The sequence below is a fragment of the Amycolatopsis sp. NPDC004772 genome (assembly GCF_053601215.1).
Genome location: NZ_JBSGBK010000001.1, coordinates 214,960 through 235,018, shown reverse-complemented (window position 1 = coordinate 235,018; position 20,059 = coordinate 214,960). Strand labels below are relative to the sequence as shown.

Annotated in this window: 15 protein-coding genes; 1 reads left to right on the top strand and 14 read right to left on the bottom strand. The window is 72.5% G+C overall.

Translation table 11 applies throughout. The annotated features are described in order from the left end of the window. The 13 genes from ACWEF6_RS01150 to ACWEF6_RS01090 all read right to left on the bottom strand — a co-directional run bounded on the left by ACWEF6_RS01150 (window position 1) and on the right by ACWEF6_RS01090 (window position 16,728). On the bottom strand, window positions 1-477 hold the full coding sequence (locus tag ACWEF6_RS01150; protein WP_449681006.1) for a hypothetical protein: 477 nt from the start codon (window positions 475-477) through the stop codon (window positions 1-3). Between the two features lie 4 nt (window positions 478-481). Beyond that, on the bottom strand, window positions 482-5,296 hold the full coding sequence (locus tag ACWEF6_RS01145) for a DUF6531 domain-containing protein (protein ID WP_449681005.1): 4,815 nt from the start codon (window positions 5,294-5,296) through the stop codon (window positions 482-484). After that, the gene (locus ACWEF6_RS01140) at window positions 5,290-5,832 is read right to left on the bottom strand and encodes a YbaB/EbfC family nucleoid-associated protein (protein WP_449681004.1); all 543 of its coding nucleotides are present in this window, start codon (window positions 5,830-5,832) and stop codon (window positions 5,290-5,292) included. The genes ACWEF6_RS01145 and ACWEF6_RS01140 overlap by 7 nt, the downstream gene beginning before the upstream one ends. Further along, the gene (locus tag ACWEF6_RS01135) at window positions 5,829-6,173 is read right to left on the bottom strand and encodes a type VII secretion target (RefSeq protein ID WP_310970611.1); all 345 of its coding nucleotides are present in this window, start codon (window positions 6,171-6,173) and stop codon (window positions 5,829-5,831) included. Before ACWEF6_RS01135 ends, ACWEF6_RS01140 begins: the two co-directional genes overlap by 4 nt. Window positions 6,174-6,178: 5 nt before the next feature. Continuing rightward, window positions 6,179-8,149, bottom strand: coding sequence for a hypothetical protein (locus ACWEF6_RS01130; protein WP_449681003.1), 1,971 nt, complete (start codon window positions 8,147-8,149; stop codon window positions 6,179-6,181). Between the two features lie 8 nt (window positions 8,150-8,157). Further along, entirely contained in the window at window positions 8,158-8,628 is a 471-nt protein-coding gene (locus tag ACWEF6_RS01125) for a hypothetical protein (RefSeq protein ID WP_449681002.1), read from the bottom strand. Window positions 8,629-8,644: 16 nt separating this feature from the next. Next, window positions 8,645-9,487: an ESX secretion-associated protein EspG gene (locus ACWEF6_RS01120; RefSeq protein ID WP_449681001.1), complete on the bottom strand. Its 843-nt coding sequence runs from the start codon at window positions 9,485-9,487 to the stop codon at window positions 8,645-8,647. A gap of 785 nt (window positions 9,488-10,272) precedes the next feature. Beyond that, window positions 10,273-11,502, bottom strand: coding sequence for a DUF222 domain-containing protein (locus ACWEF6_RS01115; protein ID WP_449681000.1), 1,230 nt, complete (start codon window positions 11,500-11,502; stop codon window positions 10,273-10,275). Between the two features lie 132 nt (window positions 11,503-11,634). After that, window positions 11,635-12,246: a flavin reductase family protein gene (locus tag ACWEF6_RS01110; RefSeq protein ID WP_449681034.1), complete on the bottom strand. Its 612-nt coding sequence runs from the start codon at window positions 12,244-12,246 to the stop codon at window positions 11,635-11,637. A gap of 161 nt (window positions 12,247-12,407) precedes the next feature. Then, a complete protein-coding gene (locus ACWEF6_RS01105; RefSeq protein WP_449680999.1) occupies window positions 12,408-13,214 on the bottom strand; it encodes an FAD binding domain-containing protein in 807 nt (268 codons plus the stop codon). Continuing rightward, window positions 13,211-13,681, bottom strand: coding sequence for a (2Fe-2S)-binding protein (locus tag ACWEF6_RS01100; RefSeq protein ID WP_449680998.1), 471 nt, complete (start codon window positions 13,679-13,681; stop codon window positions 13,211-13,213). The genes ACWEF6_RS01105 and ACWEF6_RS01100 overlap by 4 nt, the downstream gene beginning before the upstream one ends. Then, window positions 13,678-15,942, bottom strand: coding sequence for a xanthine dehydrogenase family protein molybdopterin-binding subunit (locus ACWEF6_RS01095; RefSeq protein ID WP_449680997.1), 2,265 nt, complete (start codon window positions 15,940-15,942; stop codon window positions 13,678-13,680). Before ACWEF6_RS01095 ends, ACWEF6_RS01100 begins: the two co-directional genes overlap by 4 nt. 30 nt (window positions 15,943-15,972) lie before the next feature. Continuing rightward, on the bottom strand, window positions 15,973-16,728 hold the full coding sequence (locus tag ACWEF6_RS01090) for a sulfite exporter TauE/SafE family protein (protein ID WP_449680996.1): 756 nt from the start codon (window positions 16,726-16,728) through the stop codon (window positions 15,973-15,975). 256 nt (window positions 16,729-16,984) lie between these two features. On the opposite strand from ACWEF6_RS01090, the gene ACWEF6_RS01085 reads away from it, so the two are divergent. Then, a complete protein-coding gene (locus ACWEF6_RS01085; protein ID WP_449680995.1) occupies window positions 16,985-18,016 on the top strand; it encodes a LacI family DNA-binding transcriptional regulator in 1,032 nt (343 codons plus the stop codon). Between the two features lie 5 nt (window positions 18,017-18,021). On the opposite strand, the gene ACWEF6_RS01080 is transcribed toward ACWEF6_RS01085, so the two are convergent. Next, window positions 18,022-19,725 (bottom strand): discoidin domain-containing protein, encoded by a 1,704-nt coding sequence (locus ACWEF6_RS01080; RefSeq protein ID WP_449680994.1) that lies wholly within the window; start codon window positions 19,723-19,725, stop codon window positions 18,022-18,024. Window positions 19,726-20,059 lie beyond the last annotated feature (334 nt).

Genomic DNA, 20,059 nt, shown 5'->3' with positions numbered 1-20,059 from the left:
TCAGGCGTAGACGGTGACCACGTCCTGGCCGGCGCGGGCCGCTTTGCGCAGGGCGGCGAGCACGTCGTCGATCACCTCGGCGTCGTCCTCGTCCAGGTCGCCGGGCCGCTCGTCACCCGCCTTCGCGAGGGCTTCTTCGAGCTCCCCGGCCAGCACGAACCCGACCATCGGGTAGTCGTACCAGACGATGCCTTCGAGGTTCCGCGAAAGCAGGTGATCGGCCACGTCGGCGCCCAGCAGGCCGGCGAGGACGCCGTCGAACACCTCCTCGCGGAACCGGTCGCCGCCCGCAGAGGAGTGCCCGGTGCGGCCCACCTCCTCGCCCAGCTCCATGGCCGTGCGGGCGACGGCGTCCGCTACCTCCGGCGTCGGCTCGCCGCCGCCCGCGTCGCGGAACGCCGCCACCACCGGGTCGGCGGCCACGCGCGCCCGGAACTCGTCGGCCGACATCGCACGGAAGACCAGCGCGTAGCTCATGCTCCTACTCCCCGTACCCCGGCGTCACCTTGACGACCGCCTTGCCGTCCGGGCCGACCGTCGTGTTGACCGGAACGTACTTCACCGGCGGGTGGCCGTTGTGGATGGCGTTCCAGATCGACGTCCCGACCTCACCGCGGCCGTCGTAGGTCGCGTTCTCCGGCTTGCTGTTCTTCATGTTCGCGGCGACGTCCTTGAGGTACTCCGTGCTGCCCTGGTCCATCCGGTGGTCGTTGGGCCGCTGCGCGGGCGGCACCGGATTACCGGTGTTCGGGTCGAACTTCTGCACGCGGCCGTGCATCGGGCCGCCGGTCAGCGTCGACCCGTTGCCCTTCGCCTCGACGACGTGCAGGGTCTTGCCGTCCCAGTAAGCGACGTCGGCGACGTTGTTGCCGTTGAAGGCGACGGCGTTCGGCCACGGCTCACCCGGCTTGGTGCCGTACTTGCCCGCCGGCAGCGGGTTGGCCTTCGTCGGCGTGATCATGTCGAGGTCGTCCTTGCCGGTGACCTTCTTCAGGTAGTCGTGGGCCCCGGCCTCGCCGACGTCCTCGGACCGCTTGACCTTCGTCTTGCCCTCGTCGTCCTTCAGCCGCCTGCCGAGCGGGTTGTCCGGGTCGTCCTTCGGGAAGTTCTTGTACTTGTCGATCGCCGGGTCCTTGAGATCGTCGTTGACGATGTCGCCCGGCTTGTAGTCCTTGCCCGTGTTGGGTTTCTTGTTCGAGCCCGACCCGGAGGCCTGCGTCGAGTCGTCCTCGGAGCGCTGGCGCTTCGGGACCCGGTCGTCCTTGACCTTCCCGCACGGGGACACGGTCGGCGCGAGGCCGAGCGGGTCGGCCGCGACGAGCGGGTTCGCCACGTACGCGACCGGGTTCGGCGCCGGGTCGAGGCCCAGCGGGTCCGGGCTGAGGTACCGGCCGGTCGCCGGGTCGTAGTAGCGGTAGACGTTGTAGTGCAGGCCGGTTTCGGCGTCGCGGTACTGGCCGGGGAAGCGCAGAGGCGTGCCGCCCGGGTCCGCCAGGTCGCTGCCCCACAGGTCCGCCTGGCCGCGCCACAGCAGCGCCCCGGCCGCGTCGACGAGCTCGATCGGCGTGCCCACCTGGTCGGTGACCACGGTGGCCAGCCGCCCGGCCGCGAGCTGCGCTAGGGGCTTGCCGTCGTCCGGGTGGTACTCCCAGGTGGTGACGCGCGGACCGGCCTGCTCCTCGACGAGGGTGGTGCCGTCCCAGGTGAACAGCACCTGCTCGGCGACCACCGGAGCGCCGCCCGGCCCGGCGACGATCCGCTGCTTGGCGGTGCGCCGGCCGAGCGGGTCGTAGCGGTAGCGCCAGTGGCTGCCGTCCGGGGTGACGACGCCGGTGAGCCGGCCGAGGGCGCTCCAGGCGTACTGCCAGACCGCGCCCGAGGCGTCCCGGCGGGACACGAGCCGGCCGTGGGCGTCGTACTCGTAGGCCGCGGTGTCCGAGGCCGTCAGCCGGGTGCCGGTGTAGAACCGGCGTTCCCGGGCCGTGCCGGTGATGTTGCCCGCGCCGTCGTAGCGGTACTGCTCGGCGCGGTTCGGGCCGGTGACCGCGGTGACCCGGCCGGCGGCGTCGAGCTGGTAGCGCACCGGGCCGGTCGCGTCGTCGTCGACCCCGGCGAGTTCGCCGTCGGGCCGGTAGTCGTACCCGCGCGCGTGCACCCGCCGCCCGGCGACCGTGACGGTCTGCCCGGTGAGGTGCTCCCCCGCGTAGGCCTGTTCGAGCACGACGTCGCCGAAGACCCGCTGGGTTTCCGCCCCGCCGTCGTGCCCGAAGCGGATCGACTGGCCCGCGGTTTCCAGCGCGACCGGGACACCGTCCGGGTCGAACCGCCACACACTGTCCACTCCGGACGGTGTGCGGCGGTGCACGACGTGGTTTTCGTCGTCGTAGCCGAAGGAAACGGTCCGGCCGTCGACGGTGTGGGCGAGGACACGGCCGGAGTCGTCGCGCTCGATGTCCACCCGGGACTCGGCGTTCGCCGCGGTGGCGAGCCGGCCGACCGGGTCGTGGGCGAACGTCGTGAGCTCGTCGGCCGTGCGGCGGGAGACCACGTTGCCGAGCACGTCGTAGCCGTACTCGACGACCAGACCGCCGGATTCCGTGCGCACGAGCCGGCCCGCGGCGTCGTGGGTGTAGCGGGTCACCCGGCCGTCGAAGTCGGACTCGGCGGCCAGGCGCCCGGCCGGGTCGTAGGTGTAGTGCCAGGTCAGCCCGGCCGGGTTGGTCACCGCGACCAGGCGCAGCTCGGTGTCGTAGGTGTAGGCCGTCCGCGCGCCGGTCGGGTCGGTGACCGCGGTCAGCAGGTCGAACGGGCCGTACTCACGGGCTTCGGCCTGGCCGAGCAGGCCGGTGTGGCCGAGTTCGTTGCCCTGCCGGTCGTAGCGCCACACCTCCTGCGCACCGGACGGCGTCGTCCGGGCCAGCAGCTTCCCTTCGACGCTCCAGCGCACCGCGGACCGCCCGCCCGTGGCGTCGACGACGGCCTTCGGGCGGCCGAACAGGTCGGTGCCGTCCCCCCGCTCGCGCCCCCGCTCGGCCGTGGCCGCGGCGGGCTCTTCGGCGACGGGCGCGGTCTCGTCCGCGCCGTCGGCGATGCCGGGCAGCGTCGTGTACGGGTCCGGCGCGCGGCCCGCCGGGTAGTGGCGGCGCCAGACGCGGCCGGCGGCTTCCACCGCGATGTCGAGGGCGCCGTCGAGGTGCCGGGTGACGGCGACGCGGCTGCCGTCGGGCCGCACGACCGCGCGCAGGGCGCCGGCCTCGTCGTGCTCGAACAGCGTCGTGTGGCCGAGCGGGTCGGTCCGGCTCCGCATCCGGTCGTAGCGGTCCCAGGTGTAGCCGGTGACCGCGCCGAGCGGGTCGACGTCCCGCACGAGCTGGCCGAGCTCGTTGAAGTGGTGCTCGCTGGTGTGGCCGAGCGAGTCGGTGAACCGGGTGACCCGCTGCGCGCTGTCGTAGGCGAACCGGCCGTCGAGGAACCCGTCGTCCCCGACGGTGACCACGCAGCGCCCGTCGGCGTCGTAGACGTAGCGGTACCAGACGCCGTTGCGGTCGTGCCAGCCGGTGATCCGGCCGGCGTCGTCGTACTCGAACCGGATCGGGGTCTCCGACGAGTCGACCACCGCGACCAGCCGCCCGCGCGGGTCGTAGTCGTAGCGGACGGCGCGCACGCGGTAGCCGGTGTCGCCGTCGACGACGTCCACCGCCACCACACGGCCGCGGTCGGTGGTGAGCGCGACCTCGTAACCCGCGGAGTGTGTCAGGCGCGAGGGCTCGCCGGAGGGCGTGTAGGCGCACTCGATCACGGCGCCGGTGGCGTCTTCGACGCGGTTCAGCGGCTGCAGCGCGGCGCCGCGGCCGGGCAGCGGCGCGAAGGTGAGCGTGCGCCGGGCCAGGGGGTCGTGCAGCGTGTAGCCGGTCGCCGTGCGGGTCAGCGGCCGCCGCGGGCCTTCCAGCGGCAGCACCGCGACCCCGGGCTCGGCGTGCGGGTAGACCAGGACCAGGCCGTCGGCGGAGAAGTAGCAGACGTGCTCGTCGTCGAGCTCCAGCCGCTGGTCCACAGTGGACGTCCAGGTGGGACCGAACCACTGCCCGGCCCGGTAGGACGAGACGTGCGTCCGGTCGAGCACGAGCGGGAGCGGGTCCGGCAGCTCGAGGTCGCGCTGCTCCAGGATGACGTCGCCGTTGGCGACGTCGACCGGGTCGGACTTGCAGACCCGGTCGTCCGGGCCGACGCCGCGGTCGCGCGGGTTGTCCGGCTTGTTCGAGCCGCCCTTGCCGCCGCCGTCGCCCTTGCCCCCGCCCGACGGCGTGGTCGAGCCGCCGCCCGGGGAGGAGTCCGGGCCCTTCGGGTTGTCGTCGGGGCCTTTGGAGCCCGGAGGCGGGTCGCTCTTCGGTGGCGGGTCGCCTTTGGCACCGGAAGTGCTGGTGCCGTCGCCCTTCGCGCCCGAGGTCGAAGTGCCGTCGCCGTCGCCCTTGCCCTTGGGACCGCCGATGTCCTTCGGCCCGCCCTTGATGTCGGCGTGCTTGGGCGGCGGCGCCGTCTTCCCCGGCTTGATCTTCCGCAGCGCCTTCGCCGCATCCGAGAACAGATCCCCGGCCCGCTTGAGCAGCGGCACCAGCGCCTTCAACGCCGTCACCAGCCGCTTCACCAGATCGGCGATCTTCGACGCCGTCTTCGCCACCGCGTTGATGACCTGCGGCACGACCCAGGTCAGGCCGATGCCGAGGGTGAACAGCACCTGCAGCGCCCAGCTGATCAGGTGCCCGACCAGCTCCGCGATGATGTCCCGCACCAGCGCCCGGACCGCCGCGACGACCTCACCGGCCGTCTTGACCCCGCTGGAAGCGCCTTCGCAGCCCTTCTGCGCGGTCTCCAGCAGCGTCACCGTGTCCTGCGCCCGCTGCCGGTAGGTGTCGGCCGCCGCACCGGTCCAGGACACGGTGTCGGCCTTGACCATCCCGGTCAGGTCCTCGCCGACGCTGCCCAGCTCGGTCGCGATGTTCTTCCACGTCTCCGACTGCGCGGCGATCTCGTCGGCGTTGCCGGTCAGCCCGTTGAGCGCTTCCTTGAGCGGCCCGACGTGTTCCATCAGCCAGCCGACGCCGGCCGCGAGGATCGCCCCGAACGGGTCCATCGCCATCGACAGCGCATCCAGCGCCGTCCCGACCGAACCCAGCGCGACCGAGGCCCAGTCCCCGCTTTCGATGGCCGACTTCAGGTCGTTCGCCGACTCCAGCAGCGAAATGCCCGAATACGCCTTGGTGGAATCCTTCGTCTCCGCGACCAGCGGATTCACCACGGATTGTTGTCCTCGTCATCGGGAGCGGCAGGCCGCCGCGGCGGCTGCGGGGCACCAGGGGCGGGCGGGGTCGCCGCGCCCCCTGCGGGGGCCGGGGGCACCGGCGCGGGCGGGGCGGGCGGCTGCTCGTCCGGTTCGTCCGGGTCGGGGAAGCGGCCGCGCAGGTTGTCGAGCAGCAGGCCACGGGTTTCGCGGTCCTCGTCGCCGAGCTGCTCGGCCATCACCCCGGCGACGCGGTCGGCGATGCCGGACTGCGCCCGGCGCATGGTCGTCAGGATCTGCCGCGAGAGCTCTTCCAGGGGGAACGACTTGACCTTGTTCGAGAACGTCAGCTCGGTGACGGTGCCGTCCGCGCCGACGGTCACGCTGACCGCGCCGTCGGAGCTGGTCGCGGTCAGCCGCAGCCGTTCGGTCTGCTCCTGCGCCGCCTGGTACCGCTGCGCCTTCGCGGCGAACCCGGCCGCCCAGTCGTCCATCCGGCGGATCGTCTCGTCGGGGTCCCGCATGAGGTCCCCCAGCCCGTTCGGACCCGTCATGCGTTGGACCTCGCTTCCACTGCGCGCGGCGAGGCCGCGAGCTGACGCTCGAACGGCTGCGCGTTGGCTTCTTCGCCTTCCCGGTAGGACTTCGCGGCCGCCGTGACGTTGTCCGCGAGCCCGCGCACGCCTTCCGCGGAGGCGGTCAGCGCGTCCTTCGCCTCCTCGTTGGTGGGCCGGATGATCGGCGGGAGGAAGGCGCACAGCAGCCCGTAGGCGTGGTCGGACATCGCCGTGTCGGCCGCCGAGCTCGCCGTGTTGAGCCGGTCCACCAGGCTCTCGACGTGACTCGCGTGCGCGACCAGGTCGTCCGGTTCGACCTCGAAACCGGGAGCCGTCACGGGCGTCACTTCCAATCCTGGTTCTTCCAGTCGCCGATCACCGGCGGTGCGACCGCCTGCTCGCCCGCGAAGAAGTTCGGGTCGTCGCTTTCGAGGTAGTCGGCTGCCTTGTGTTCCTTGTCGTCTTCCTTCTTGCCCCCGCGGCCGGCGCCCATGCCGCCCATGCCCGGGGAGCCCGCGGCACCGGCCGCACCGCGGCCCGACATCGCGTTGCGCGCCGCCGCCGCTTCGGCTTCCGCGGCCGCGCCGGACGCGGCACCGCCGCTGAGGTTGCCCGCACCGCGCAGGCCGGCGCCACCGGCACCGGACCCGCCGGCCCCGGAGCCGCCGATCCCGCCGAGCGAGCCGCCGCCGCCACTGCCGCCGCCGGGGATGCCGCCGAGCCGGCTGGCGATGCTCTCGCCGTTGATGCCCCCACCTCGGCCGATGGTCGGCATCTTCGCCCCGCCGGGAGTGTTGAGGCCGCCGGTGCCGGTGGGCAGCCCGGTGATCGGGTCGATGCCGGGCGGGGTGAACCCGGGGATCGAGCCGCCGCCGCGGACGGTCCCGCCGCCCCCGGAGACGTCCGGGATGTTCGGGATCGACGGCGGCGTGAACCCGCTGCCGCCGCCGCTGCCCCCGCCGCCGGGGATGCCCGAGGGCGTGAAGCCGGAGGACGTCGTCGAGTCGTCGAAGTGCGGCAGCGACGAGCCGGGGATGCCGGCCCCGCTGAAGTTGCCGCCGCCGGGGCCGTTCGGGGTCTCGAAGTTCGGCGGGGTGAAGCCCGCGCCACCGGAGCCACCCGCACCGCTGCCGCCGCCGGGGATGCCCGCGCCGGAGAAGCCGGAGCCGCCACCGCCGGGGATGCCACTGCCCGGGACGCCACTGCCGGAGCCGCCCGCGCCCGGGATGCCGCTGCCGGAGAAGCCGGACCCTCCGGCGCCGCTGCCGTCGCCCGGGATGCCCGCGCCGGCCCCGCCGGCGCCCGCGGCACCACCGGCGCCGAGGCCCGCCGCGTTCACGTCGGCCGGGATGCCCGCGGCATCGGGGAGCCGCCGGCTTCCCGCCAGCAGCGGCTGCACGTCACCGCCCGCTCCGGCGCCGCCCCGCGCGGCGACGTTCTGCCTGGTCGCGGTCGCGGTCGGCAGCTTCGGCGGGGCCGGGAACCGCGGGGTGGCGACGGCGGCGCCGATGGTCTCGTCGTACTGCGTCATGATCTGCGCGGCGTGGTCCCGCGCGGCCTGCTGCGCCCGGTAGGTCTGCATGGCCTCGCCCGCGGCCGCCGCGTACTGGATCGGGTCGGTCATCGACATCAGGCGCTGGTTGGTCGACTGCAGGTCGAACTGGACCGGCGGGTTCGCGACCATCTGCCGCTGGGTCTCGTTGAGCGCCTGGGAGTGGATCTCCTGCTGCCGCCCGGCGAGCGTGGCGCCCTGCGCGGTCGCGCCGAGCCACTTGCCGACCCCGGCGAGGTGCTCGCGGACGGCGTCACCGGCGTCGCCCTGCCAGTTGTTCGTGCTCGCGTTGATCGCGTCGGCCAGCGTCTTCTGGTGCGTGCCGAGGTCGTTGCCGACCCGCACCCACTCCTCCGAGGTTTCCGCGACGGTCGCCGGGTTGGCGTCCTGCGTGATGGCCTCGTTCATCTGTTCGTGGCTGGCGTTGTTCCACAGGGTGCGCGGCGCCCCGCCGTTCTCCCGCATGGTGAGGCCCTCGTCGAGGCCGTGCTTGGCGTCGTTGAGGTGCTGCTGGTAGAGCTCCTGGATCTTCTTGTCGCGCAGCACCGGGTCGACGACCGGGCCGAGCCAGCCGGCCCGGATCTCGTCGTCGACCTGCTTCGTGGCCATGTCGCGGATCTCGTCGCCCGAGGGCGACTTGTCCGTGGTCAGCGGCCCGACGTAGTACTTCGACGACGAATCGGCGGTCACGTCGTAGAGCGGACTGCGCGGGTCGTAGTCCGGCGACGACGGGTCCGAGACGGACTCGGCGGTGGGTGCCACGGTCTCCCTCAGCTCTGGTCGGCGGTCGGGAGCGAGGTCAACGTCTGCTGCGTCGTCTCTTCCCGGGACTTGTAGTTCTGCTTGGCCAGCTTGATGGCCTCGATGTAGGTCGGGAACTCCTGCCGCGCGGCCTGCAGCTGGGTGACCAGGCCGTGCTCGTCGGCGGCGGTGCTGACCATGTGCGCGGACACCCACTGCCCGGTGGCGGTCCGGCTCATCGCGGGCGCGTCGTGCAGCCGCTGCAGGGTGGCCCACCGCTGCTCGAGCGACTCGAGCACGCCTTCGAGGGCCTCGATAAGCTGATTGCCGGTGGTGTCGTCGATGGCGAAGCCACCGGTCTGGGCCAGCCGCTTGAGCTGCGCCCCGGCGAGCCCGACCCGCACGGCGGCCATGGCCTTCGCCTCGGGGGTGGCCGCGCTCTGCATCTGCATGGTGGCCTGGATGGCCTGAGCCGCCGCGGCGGTCTCTTCCGTGGTCATGACTGCTCCTCCCCGATCAGTAGACGGCCGCGATGGCGTCGCGGATGGCGCGCGCGAGATCGGCCCGCCCGGCGGGCACGTAGTCCGCGGTGAGTTCCCCGCCGTCACCGGTCCGGGTGTGCACGAGGTACCGGCCATCGGCGGTGTCGAGCCAGCTCAGCGGCTCGCTGGCGACGCGTTCCCCGCGCCGCCCCTGAGCACTGACGGCGATGTGTCCCCCACCCAGCCGTGGTTCGGCCAGCACCCGTTCGAGCACGGCGACATCGGACGGTTTCGGAGCCGGCGGCCGCCGCCCGGGCCGCACGACGGCCTTGACCTCGATCATCCCGAAGGCATCGGTCTCTTCTTCGTCGAACTCGGCGTCGGCGATCCGCTTGGCGGTCATGGCGGAAACCTCCCGCCCGGCGGCCCGGTGCACGGTGTGCCGCCCGGTGCTGGCGGCGGGAGCCGGCGGAAGCACCCCGGTGACGACCTCGACGAGATCTTCGTCGGCGAACAGCGAGAACAGCAGCTCATCGGTGTCGGCGGACTGCGTGATCCCGAGAGCCTGGGCCCCATCGCTGACGACGAGGACGGCCACATCGGCCCCCAGCCCATCGATCCCGCTGACGGCCACGGAGACCCGCGGCTCGGCCAGCAGTTCGAAGGCGGTCCGCACCCCGGGGTGCAGCTCGCCGGAGACGGACAGACGCCGCTCCTCGAGCTCGTCGTAGACCTGCCGGGCAATGTGCACGAACCGCACGGGATCGGACGGCAGATTCCCGGCCCGGAGCGGGTACCGCCGGACATCGCCCCCGGTAGCCCGCCCGACGACGAGTGCTTCGAAGACCTCGAGGACGAACTCGAACCGCTCCGCCATTTCCCCTCGCCGGATCCTTTTCGTCAAACCTTCAAGCAAGTTCCCTGATGAACATTAGCAGTGCGGCTGCAGCGAGGGTCGCGACCGCCACCCGGATGCCCGAAAGACCACACTCCGCTGGCCCGGGCGGGCAAGGGGATGTCACCCGATGGAGTGGAGGGGCGCTCGTTCGGGGGTTGGGGTGCTGGCTGGTTGCTCGGCTGTCGAGGGCGCCGGATGGGGCGGTGACGGTGGCGGACTCTGGGCGACAGGCGACGGCGGCGGGCGGCGATTTGCGCTGGCAGGGCGGCGGCGGTGGGCGGCGACCGACGATTCGCACTGGCAGGGACGGCGATCTCCGGCCGCCGCGGCGGGGCGGCCGGTCGCGAGGCGGCGATCGGGAAACCGCTGGAGCGGCAGAGGCTGGAGGGGTCGGCACAAGCGAGGCTGAGCAGAGGTGGGGGCCTCACCGTGATGGGTGCGGTTGCACGGCGGCAGGGAAAGGTCGCGCAACGCTGGGCCGAAGTTGGGCGCCGGTGACGAGACCGCGCGCGATGGAGAAAGGCCACGCCCAGCGGCCGAAGCTGCACGCCGACGGGCGAGGCCGCGCGGCGGTGAGGCGAGGTGGCGCGGGTGGAGAAAAGTTCGCGCGACGGTGGGTGAGGTCGCACGGCAGTGGTGAGGTTGCACGGCGGTGGGTGAGGTTGCACGGCGATGCACGAGGCTGCGCGGGGAGTTTGTGGGCGGGGCGTGGGTGTAGGCCCGTAGCCGTGTGGCTGCGGGCCTTTTCCCGTTGTTCGGTTGGCTCAGGCTGCGAATGGCAGCGGTTCGTGGAGGTTGTTGCGCCGGGGTTTTCGGCGGCGGTCGAGGAAGGTGGGTGGGAGGAATTCGGGGAGGCCGTCGGGGGCGATGCGGACTTCCCAGCCGGAGCGGTGCAGCAGCCGGTGGTGGTGGGCGCACATCAACACCAGGTTGGTGAGGCTGGTGGGGCCACCGTCGGCCCAGTGCCGGATGTGGTGACCTTGGCAGTGCCGGGGTGGGCGGTGACAGCCGGGGAACGCACAGCCGCGGTCGCGTAGGAACAGGGCGCGGCGGAGTCCGGCGGAGATGAGGCGGCGGAGACGCCCGAGGTTGAGGGGTTCGCTTTTGGCGCCCAGGACGGCGGGGATGATCATGGCGTCGCAGGCGTGGACGCGGGCTTCGGCCGCGGTCATGGTCCCGGTGTCACCGAGCGTGGCCTGACCGGTGCCGGACTTCAGGTCGGTGAGGGAGACCGCGACCATGACGTGGGCCCGTTCCCCGGCCTGCATCGGCAAGTCCGGAGAGTTGAGGGCCAGGTCGATGGCGTCGGAGAACGCGTCGCCGTAACGCTGCGGCATCGCGCGGTGGTCGGGGCCGTCGTCGCCGGTACGGCGCTCGGCCAAGGCATCGAGGAGGGCGCTGGCGCGGGTGCCGGTTTCGTCGTCGAACTTGCCGTTGAGCTCCCAGACCCCGGATCTTCGACGACGCAAGAACAACTCCCGAGTCGGGACGACCGGCTCGGTGTCGTCGGGTTCGGCACCATCGGGGTTGAGGTGGGCGAGGATCCGGGCACCGAGGACCGCGACCTGCTTGTGCCCGGCCTCGGCAGCGAAGGCGAGCAGGTCAGCCTCGGCGCGGTCACGATGTTCGGGCGGAACCTCGGCCAGGACCCCGGTGATCGTGTCGATCATCGGGGCACTCAGCGACCCGGACAAAGCAGCAACACCCGTGGCGGGTGCCAGGGCCGGGATCGGGGTGCCGTCGAGAGCGCGACCCGGATTCACCAAGCGAGCCCGCTTCACCAAGCGTTCCGCCGCCGACCTCGGAAGGTCACCCAGGTGCTCCAGCAACCGGGCAACAGAGCGGTACCCGAACACCTCCATCACCCCGCGCTGCTCGATCTCCACCAGCAGCGCGCCGACTTCAGCTTCAGCAGAGCGGATGGCCGCGAGCAACTCACCGAGGCGGTCGGCAAAAGCCACCGCCTCGGCGGACGAACGAGCGCTGTCGGACATAGATCAAGATTACCGACCATCGAACACAAGTTCATCACTCGAACGGGTACGAACCCCGAACCGTGAACGCCGAACCGCAAAGCACCGCAAAGCACCGGAAAACCCAGGCAGGACAAGAGCCAAGATGAAAACTCAAGAAGCAACCCGGCGCGCCCGTTCGATATCAGGCCCCCGATAGAGCCGCTCAGGGATTCGGGCCAAAGTGGACGGATGGACCTGCTCCCCCAGCCCGTAGAACTTCTGGAAGCTCATGATGAGCGGCCGCCAAGCGTCCGGGTCGATCCGGTCCTCGGTCCCCTCCATCCGGATCGACTCGTGCACGAAGACCCGCTGTACCCGGACCTCGAAGGACACCACTCCCCCGTCCGCACCCACCGGGTGCACCTCCTCGACCACGACCTCCATCGCCACCGGGCACTCGGCGACGCGGGGCGGTGTGACCGTCGACGAGGCCACCGCCGTCAGGCCGGCCCGGCCGAACTTGTCCGCCACGTGGAAATAGCCCCGCTCCTGCTTGCCCGCGGGCACCGGGTCGGACCCCGTCGTCAGCGCCAGCCGATCGACGGCCGCCGCCATCGACGACGAAGGCAGGTTCAGCACTCCTTCGCGGCTGTGCAACAGGTTCTGCGCCGTCCGGGAGCGGACTCCCAGCCCGAGCACCGCCCGCCAGCCGAGCCAGAATGCCGATGACATCGGCGCCAGATTGACCGATCCGTCCTCGTTGGTGGTGGAAATCAACACCACGGGCGTACCGAAATACAGAATACCGGGCTCGATGGCCGTGTGCTCGCTCACGCCACCGATCCTGCCGTCCACAGGGGACGGACCGCTGGCGGGAATCGGCCATCGCAATCAACAGAACAGGGGCGGCACCCGCAAGCAAGTGCCGCCCCCGCAACGGAGACTCAGCGAGACGCCAGCGCCCGCCGGGTCAGTACGCGCGCGAGGTGACGGCGGTACTCCGCCGTCGCGTGGGGCTCGTCCGGCGGGCTGGTCCCCTCTGCCGCCAGCTCCGCCGCCTCCTCGATCGACGCCCCGGCCGCCAGTGCCTCCTCCGTGGCCGTGGCCCGCAGCGGGACTCCGCCCATGTTCACCAGGCCGACGCGGTCGCCGGCCACCGTCACCCCGACCATCGCCCAGTCGATCGCGCGGCGGGTGAACTTGCGGAAGCCCCAGCCTTGCCCCGTCTGGGCCGGGAGGCGGATCTCCGTCAGCAGCTCCGCCGGCTCCAGCGGCGTCGTGAACGGGCCCAGGAAGAACTCCGCCGCGGGGATGCGGCGCTCCCCCGCCGGCCCGCGGGCCACCAGGACCGCGTCCGAGGCCAGGACCGCCGCCGGGAGGTCCGCCGCCGCGTCCGCGTGGACCAGGGAGCCGCCGATCGTGCCGCGGTGGCGGACCTGGCGGTCGCCCACCTCGCCGGACACGTGGGCCAGCAGCGGCGCGTGCTCCAGCAGCACCGGGTCCTGCACCAGCGCGCTGTAGCGGGACAGCGCGCCGATGACGACCTCGTCGCCCTCCAGGCGGACGTAGCGCAGCTCGTCGAGCGGGCCGATGTCCACCAGGTACTCCGGCGCAGCCAGGCGCAGCTTCATCAGCGGCAGCAGGGAATGCCCGCCCGCCAGCACCTTCGCGTCGTCGCCGTGCGAGGCGAGCAGCGAAAGTGCTTCGTCCACTGTGGACGCGCGCAGGTACTGGAACGAGGCGGGGATCACCGGTCCACCTCCTGACCCGACGCGTCGATCACGGCGCTGACGATGTTGTGGTACCCGGTGCAGCGGCAGAGGTTGCCCTCGAGCCCGGCCCGGACCTCGTCACGCGTCGGCTTCGGGTTGTCGGCCAGCAACGACACCGACGCCATGATCATCCCCGGCGTGCAGAACCCGCACTGCAGGCCGTGCTGCTCCTGGAACGCCCGCTGCACCGGGTGCAGCGCACCGTCCGAAGAGGACAATCCTTCGACCGTCGTGACGGCGTGGCCGTCGGCCTGCGCGGCCAGCACCGTGCAGGACTTGACCGACTCGCCGTCGAGCAGCACCGTGCAGGCGCCGCAGGACGTCGTGTCGCAGCCGACGTTCGTGGCGGTCAGGCCGGCCGTGTCGCGCAGGAAGTGCACCAGGAGCGTCCGGTCCGGCACCTCCTCGGTCAGCGGCCGCCCGTTGACCTCGATCGAGACCTTCACTGCGCGCTTCCCTTCCGAGCTTCTTCGAGTGCGGCCCAGACCCGGATCGGCGTCGTGGGCATGTCCAGGTGCTTGACGCCGCGGGCCGAAAGGGCGTCCACCACGGCGTTGTGCACCGCCGGCGTCGAACCGATCGTCGCCGCCTCGCCGATCCCCTTGACGCCCAGCAGGTTCCGGTCGGTCGGGGTGGCCATCTCGACCAGCTCGAAGTCCGGCAGCTCGGCGGCGGTGACGAACGAGTAGTCCGCCAGGGTCGCGGTCGTCGGGTTGCCGTCGTCGTCGTAGGTGACGACCTCCATCAGCGCCTGCGCCGCGCCCTGCCCGAGCCCGCCGTGGCGCTGGCCGCGGAAGGTGAGCGGGTTGACGATCGGGCCGGCGTCGTCGACGGCGACGATCCGGCGCAGCTCGACCTTGCCGGTCTCGGTGTCGACTTCGACGACGGCCAGGTGCGCGCCGAACGGGAACGTCGGCGCGCCACCGCCGAACCAGACGTCGGCCGAGAGCTTGCCCTCGCTCGCCGTCTCGGCGACCTGCGCCCAGCTGAGCACCGTGCTCGACGGCGCGCCGCGGACCTGCCAGACGCCGCGATCGGCGTCCAGTTCGAGGTCGTCCGGCGCCGCTTCCAGCAGGTCGGCGGCGAGCTGCCGGGCCTGCGCGATCACCTCGTCGGCCGCCTGCCGGATCGCCGAGCCGCCCAGCTGCAGCGACCGGGAGCCGAACGTGCCGACCGCCTTGGGCACCTCGTCGGTGTCGCCGTGCCGGACGGTGATCTGGTCGAGGGGGACGCCGAGCTGGTCGGACAGCAGCATCGCCAGCGACGTGCCGAGGCCCTGCCCGTGCGGCGAGCTGCCGGTCCACGCGACGACCGAGCCGTCCGGGTGGATGTCGACGCGGCCGCTCTCGCCGCCGCCGTCGCCGCCGGTGATCTCGACGTAGGCCGCGATGCCCAGGCCGAGCTCCACCGGGTCGCCCGCCTCCCGCCGGCGCCGCTGCTCGGCGCGAAGCTCCGCGTACCCGGCCGCGTCCAGGGCCTTGTCCAGCGCCGCCGCGTACTCGCCCGTGTCGTAGGACGCCCCGGTCGGCGACTGGTACGGGAACTCGTCCGGCCGGATGAAGTTGACGCGGCGGACTTCGGCCGGGTCCAGCCCGATCTCGGCGGCGAAGCGGTCCATCGCCCGTTCGACCGCGGCCGTCGCCTCCGGGCGGCCGGCGCCCCGGTAGGCCCCGATCGGCGTGGTGGTGGTGACGACCGCGCGGCTGCGGGTCTCGACCTTCGGGAACCGGTAGACGCCGACGGCCATCAGCTCGGTCAGCGTCGGCAGCAGCAGCATCCGCGGGTACGCGCCGGCGTCCTGGACGACGTCGAGGCGGTACGCCAGCACCGTGCCGTCGCGTTTCCCGCCGATGGTCACCGTGTTGCGCTGCGCGCGGCCGTGCGTCATGGCCGTGAGGTTCTCGCTGCGCGACTCGACCCAGCGCACGCCCCGCCCGAGCTGCTTCGCGGCCCAGCCGAGCACGGTCGCCTCGGGGTCCGCGCCGATCTTCGCGCCGAAGCCGCCGCCGACGTCCGGCGCGATCACCCGCACCGACTCTTCGGCGACACCGAGGCTCCCGGCCAGCTGGCTGCGGGCCATCTGGGCGTTCTGGGTGGACAGCCAGGCCGTCAGCCGGCCGTCCTCGCCCCACACGCAGGACGCGCCACGCACTTCGAGCGGCGCCGGCGCGACGCGCTGGTTGAGGATGGTCTCGGTGACGACGACCTCGCACTCCTCGAAGATCGCGTCGTCGAACTCGGTCGCCCCCTTGACCTGCACGATGTTGCTGTCGCGGTCGGGGAACACCAGCGTCTCGCCGGCGAGGGCCGCGTCGATCGACGCGACGGCGTCCAGCGGCTCGTAGTCGACGTCGACCAGCTCGGCCGCGTCGGCCAGCTGGTAGCGGTCTTCGGTGACGACCAGCGCGACCGGCTCCCCGACGTAGCGCACCACCGCACCGGCCAGCCACGGTTCCGGCACCGGCCCCGCCGGGTGCGGGGGCAGCCCGAGGTCCGCGGCGGTGAACACGCCGAGCACGCCCGGCGCCTCCTTCGCCGCGCTCACGTCGATGCCACCGATCCGCGCGTGCGCGATCGGACTGCGCACGAACACCGCGTGCGCGGCCCCGGAAAGCGCTTCCGTCCGTAGGTCGTCCACGTAGGTGCCGCCCGCGGTGATCAGATTCCGGTCTTCCCGGCGGACCACCCTGGTCCCGACAATGCTCATCTGGTCTCCTGCTCGCCGATACCCCGCCGATCATGCCCGCAGGCCCAGGACGATCGCCAGGCCCAGTCCGCCTATTCCGATCGCGATGCGCAGCGGGGTGGCCGGCAGCCGGCGCACGAGCGCGGATCCCAGCCAGGAGCCGCCGAGCGAGCCGAGGCAGACGGCGAGCGCGGCCGGCCAGACGACCTTGCCGGTGACCGCGAAGACGATCGCGGCGAGCAGGTTCGCCGAGCCGGTGACCAGGTTCTTCGCCGCGTTGGTGCGGGCCAGCGGCTGGCTCCAGACGGTGACCAGCAGCGCGAGCATCAGCACGCCCGCGGCGGCGCCGAAGTAGCCGCCGTAGATCCCGATCAGGAACGCGACCACGCCGGTCACCGGGCTGAGGCCGTGGTGCTCGGCGCCTTCGGCCAGCCGGCGCAGCCGCGGCCCGGCCATCAGCACCAGCGACGCCCCGCCGATCAGCCACGGCACGATGACGGTGAACGCGCCGGACGGCGTCAGCAGCAGGATCAGGCCGCCGCACGCGCCGCCGACGGTGGTGATGGCGCAGAGCGGGAGGAGCCGGCGGCGCTGCCCGGCCAGTTCGGGACGGGCGCCGGCCGCGGCGCCCACGGTGGTGCCGAGCATGGCGACGGTGTTGGTGACGTTGGCGGTCACCGGCGGCAGCCCGGCGGCGAGCAGCGCGGGGTAGGACACCAGCGACGCGAGCCCGGCGGTCGCCCCGGTCAGGCCGGCCCCGACGCCGGCCAGCACGAGCAGGAGCAGCACCCACGGGTCGATGATCACGTTGTCATCTCACCACGCGGCCCCGGCGGCCACCGGGCTGGTCGACCGGGACACCCTGCTCGTCCACCCGCCGACGCTCGGCACCGGCGGCGCGCTCAGGTATAGGGCGTTATACGAAGCCAGTGTCCACATCGGACCGGAGGCCGCCGCGGCGCCGATGTCGTCCGCACTTGATCGATCTCGCACCGGTCGCGGCGGGCCCGCGGGCGAGTACCTTGTCACCACGGGGCTTTCCACCGCCCGATCGGGAGGACGGATGCGCGTCACGATCGCCGAGGTCGCCCGCCGCGCGCGGGTGAGCAAGACGACCGTGTCGCGGGTGCTCAACAACAAGGCGGACGTGGACGCCGCGACCGCGATCCGGGTGCGCGAGGTGATCGCCGCGACCGGGTACATCCCCAGTGCCGGCGCGGTCGGGCTGGCCCGCGGGGTGACGCGCACGGTCGGGATGCTGGTGCCGGGGCTGACCTGGCCGTGGATGGGCGAGGTGCTGCAGGGCGTCGCCGACGTCGTGGAGTCGAAGGGCTACGGCCTGCTGCTGTCTACCGCCAACCGCGGCGCCGACTCCCTCGGCGAGTTCTCGCGCCAGGTGTCGGCGAAGGCGTTCGACGGCCTGCTGCTGGTGGAACCGCCGGACGCGGTGCGGCACCTGCGGGTGCTGCACGACTCCGGGCTGCCGGTGGTGGTGATCGACGACCGCGGCCGCCGTCCGGCGTTCCCGTCGGTGGGCACGGACAACCGGCAGGGCGGCGCGGCCGCGGCCCGCCACCTGCTCGGCACCGGCCGCACCCGGCTCGCCACGGTCACCGGGCCGCGCGACTTCGGCTGCACCGCCGATCGCCTCAACGGCTTCAACGAAGCCGTTCTCGACGCCGGCCTGACCCTCGACTCGCGGCTGATCATCGAAGGCGACTTCACGAGCGAAAGCGGCGAGGCGGCGATCCTCCAGCTCCTCGAAACGGGCCCGGAGTTCGACGCGGTCTTCGCGCACAACGACCTCACGGCGGCGGGCGTGCTGGCGGGCCTGCGCAAGGCGGGCCGTGCGGTGCCGGGGGACGTCGCCGTGGTCGGGTTCGACGACATCCCCCTGGCCGCGCACACCCAGCCGCCGCTCACCACGATCCGCCAGCCGCTGCGGCAGATGGGCGAGACGGCGGCCGGGCTGCTGCTCGACCGCCTGGCCGGCGCGCCGGCCCCGGACGCCCCGCTGATCGTCCCGACGGCACTGGTGGTCCGCGAGTCGACGCGGCCGGTCAGCGCCCCCGGGAGCGGGGACTCACCGGGGTAGCCGGCTCACTGGTACACCCGCACGTAGTCGATCACCATGTCCTGCGGGAGCACCGTCCCCGCGCCCGGCGGGCCGGGGAAGTCGCCGCCGATCGCGTTGTTGAGGATCAGGAAGAACGGGTGGTCGTAGACCCACGGCCCGCGCGTGCTCTCGACGGTGTCCCGGTCGATCGTCTGGAACGGGGTGCCGTCGACGGAGAAGGTCATGTGGGTGGCGTCCCAGTCGAGGCCGAAGCGGTGGAAGCCCGCCGAGACGTCCTGGCCGAGGTCGTAGGGCGCGCCGACACCGCCGGCGCCGTTGTAGGCCGGGGCGTGGATCGTCGAGTAGGCCAGGTTCGGCGCCTTCCCGACGTGCTCCATGATGTCGATCTCCCCGCAGTTCGGCCACGGCGTGCCGCTGAAGAAGTTCGCGCCCAGCAACCAGAACGCGGGCCAGAGCCCCTGCGTGCCGGACACCTTGATGTTCGCCTCGACGTGGCCGTAGGTGAAGCTGAACTTGCCCGCGGTGTTGAGCCGGCCCGAGGTGTACTGGCAGGTCGTGCTGCCGCTGATCGGGTCCGGCGGGCAGGCACTGCCCGGCGTGGCTTCCCGGCGGACCTGGATGACGAGGTTGCCGCGGCCGTCCTGCTTGGCGTTGTTGTTGTTCGTGTAGTACTCGAGCTCGTTGTTGACGCCCGGCCCGGTCTCCGCGGTCCACTTGCTCGCGTCGGGGGCCGCGCCCGCGGCGCCGTTGAACTCGTCGCTCCAGACCAGCGTGCCCGGGAAGTGCGGGGCCGGCGGCGCGGGCGGGGGCTGGGTCGGGTTGCCGCCGGTGCCGTAGACGTCGAAGCCCCACAGCGAGTAGCCGTAACCGTTGGAGCGGGCGGTGCCGTACATCCGGACGTACCGCCCGGAACCGTTGACGGTCAGCGTCTCCTTGAACCCCTTGCCACTGCTGGTCGAGTAGATCGGCGTCCAGGTGGCGTTGTCGTTCGAGACCTGGAGCTGGTAGGCGACCGCGTAGGCCGGGTCCCACTGCAGGACGACCCGGTGGATCGCCGCGGGCGCCCCGAGGTCGACGGTGATCCAGCCGGGGTCGACCCAGCCGGTGGTCGCGCTGGTCGCCCAGCGCGTGGCCGGGTCGCGGTCGAAGGCCTTCGCCGGGACGCAGCCGGGGCACGCGCCGTCGTCCTGGTAGGAGGACGCCGTGCCGGACTTGCCGTAGGACAGCAGGACGTCGCCGGGCTGTGTGGTGCCGCCACCGTAGACCTGGAACTCCCAGAGCGAGTACCCGTACTGCGTGGCGCGCTGGGTGCCGGTGAGCCGGACGTACCGGCCGCTGCCGGTGACGGTCAGGGTCTGCGTCCCGCCGGTCCCGGCCGTGGTGGCGTAGAGGGAGGTCCAGGACGTGCCGTCGGTGGACGCCTGGAGGGTGAAGGCCTTGGCGTAGGCGGCTTCCCAGCTCAGGACGACCTGCGAGACCTGCTGGTTCGAACCGAGGTCGACCTGCAGGGTCTGCGGATCGGAGAAGGCGCTGGACCAGCGCGTCCCGGGATCGCCGTCGACGGCGGCGGTCGCCGGGAACGCGGCGGACTCGGCCGAGGACGCCGTCACCGGACGGCCTTGCGAGAGCAGGACGGGCGCGGCCCGGGCGACGGGAGCGGTCAGCAGAGCGGCCAGGGTCAGGGCGAGGACGGTGAGAACCCGGATCCTCGGCATGCGGCGTTGCATGGGGCACCTCCACGGCGAACCGGCGCCGGGACGGCGTTGCCCCGGCGCGGATCGGCTCACGTGGCCCGCGGCGCGGGTGTGGGTCCCGGCCGGCGGCACGCTCTTAATTCAAGGTATAAATAAAGAGTCGTAAAATGTCAACGGGCACTGGGCCGGGCGAAGGAATCCGCGCCGGATCCTTGACTCCGCGGAGTCCCGCGCTGTTAACTGCGAGCTCACCGACGGAACCGGTTCCGTGACCGCCAACCGGAACGGCTCCGCCGCGCCAAACCCGTTCGGGCTGACCGGTTCGCACCGGCACCCCACCCGGCACCGCTCCTCCGGCTCACGGTGC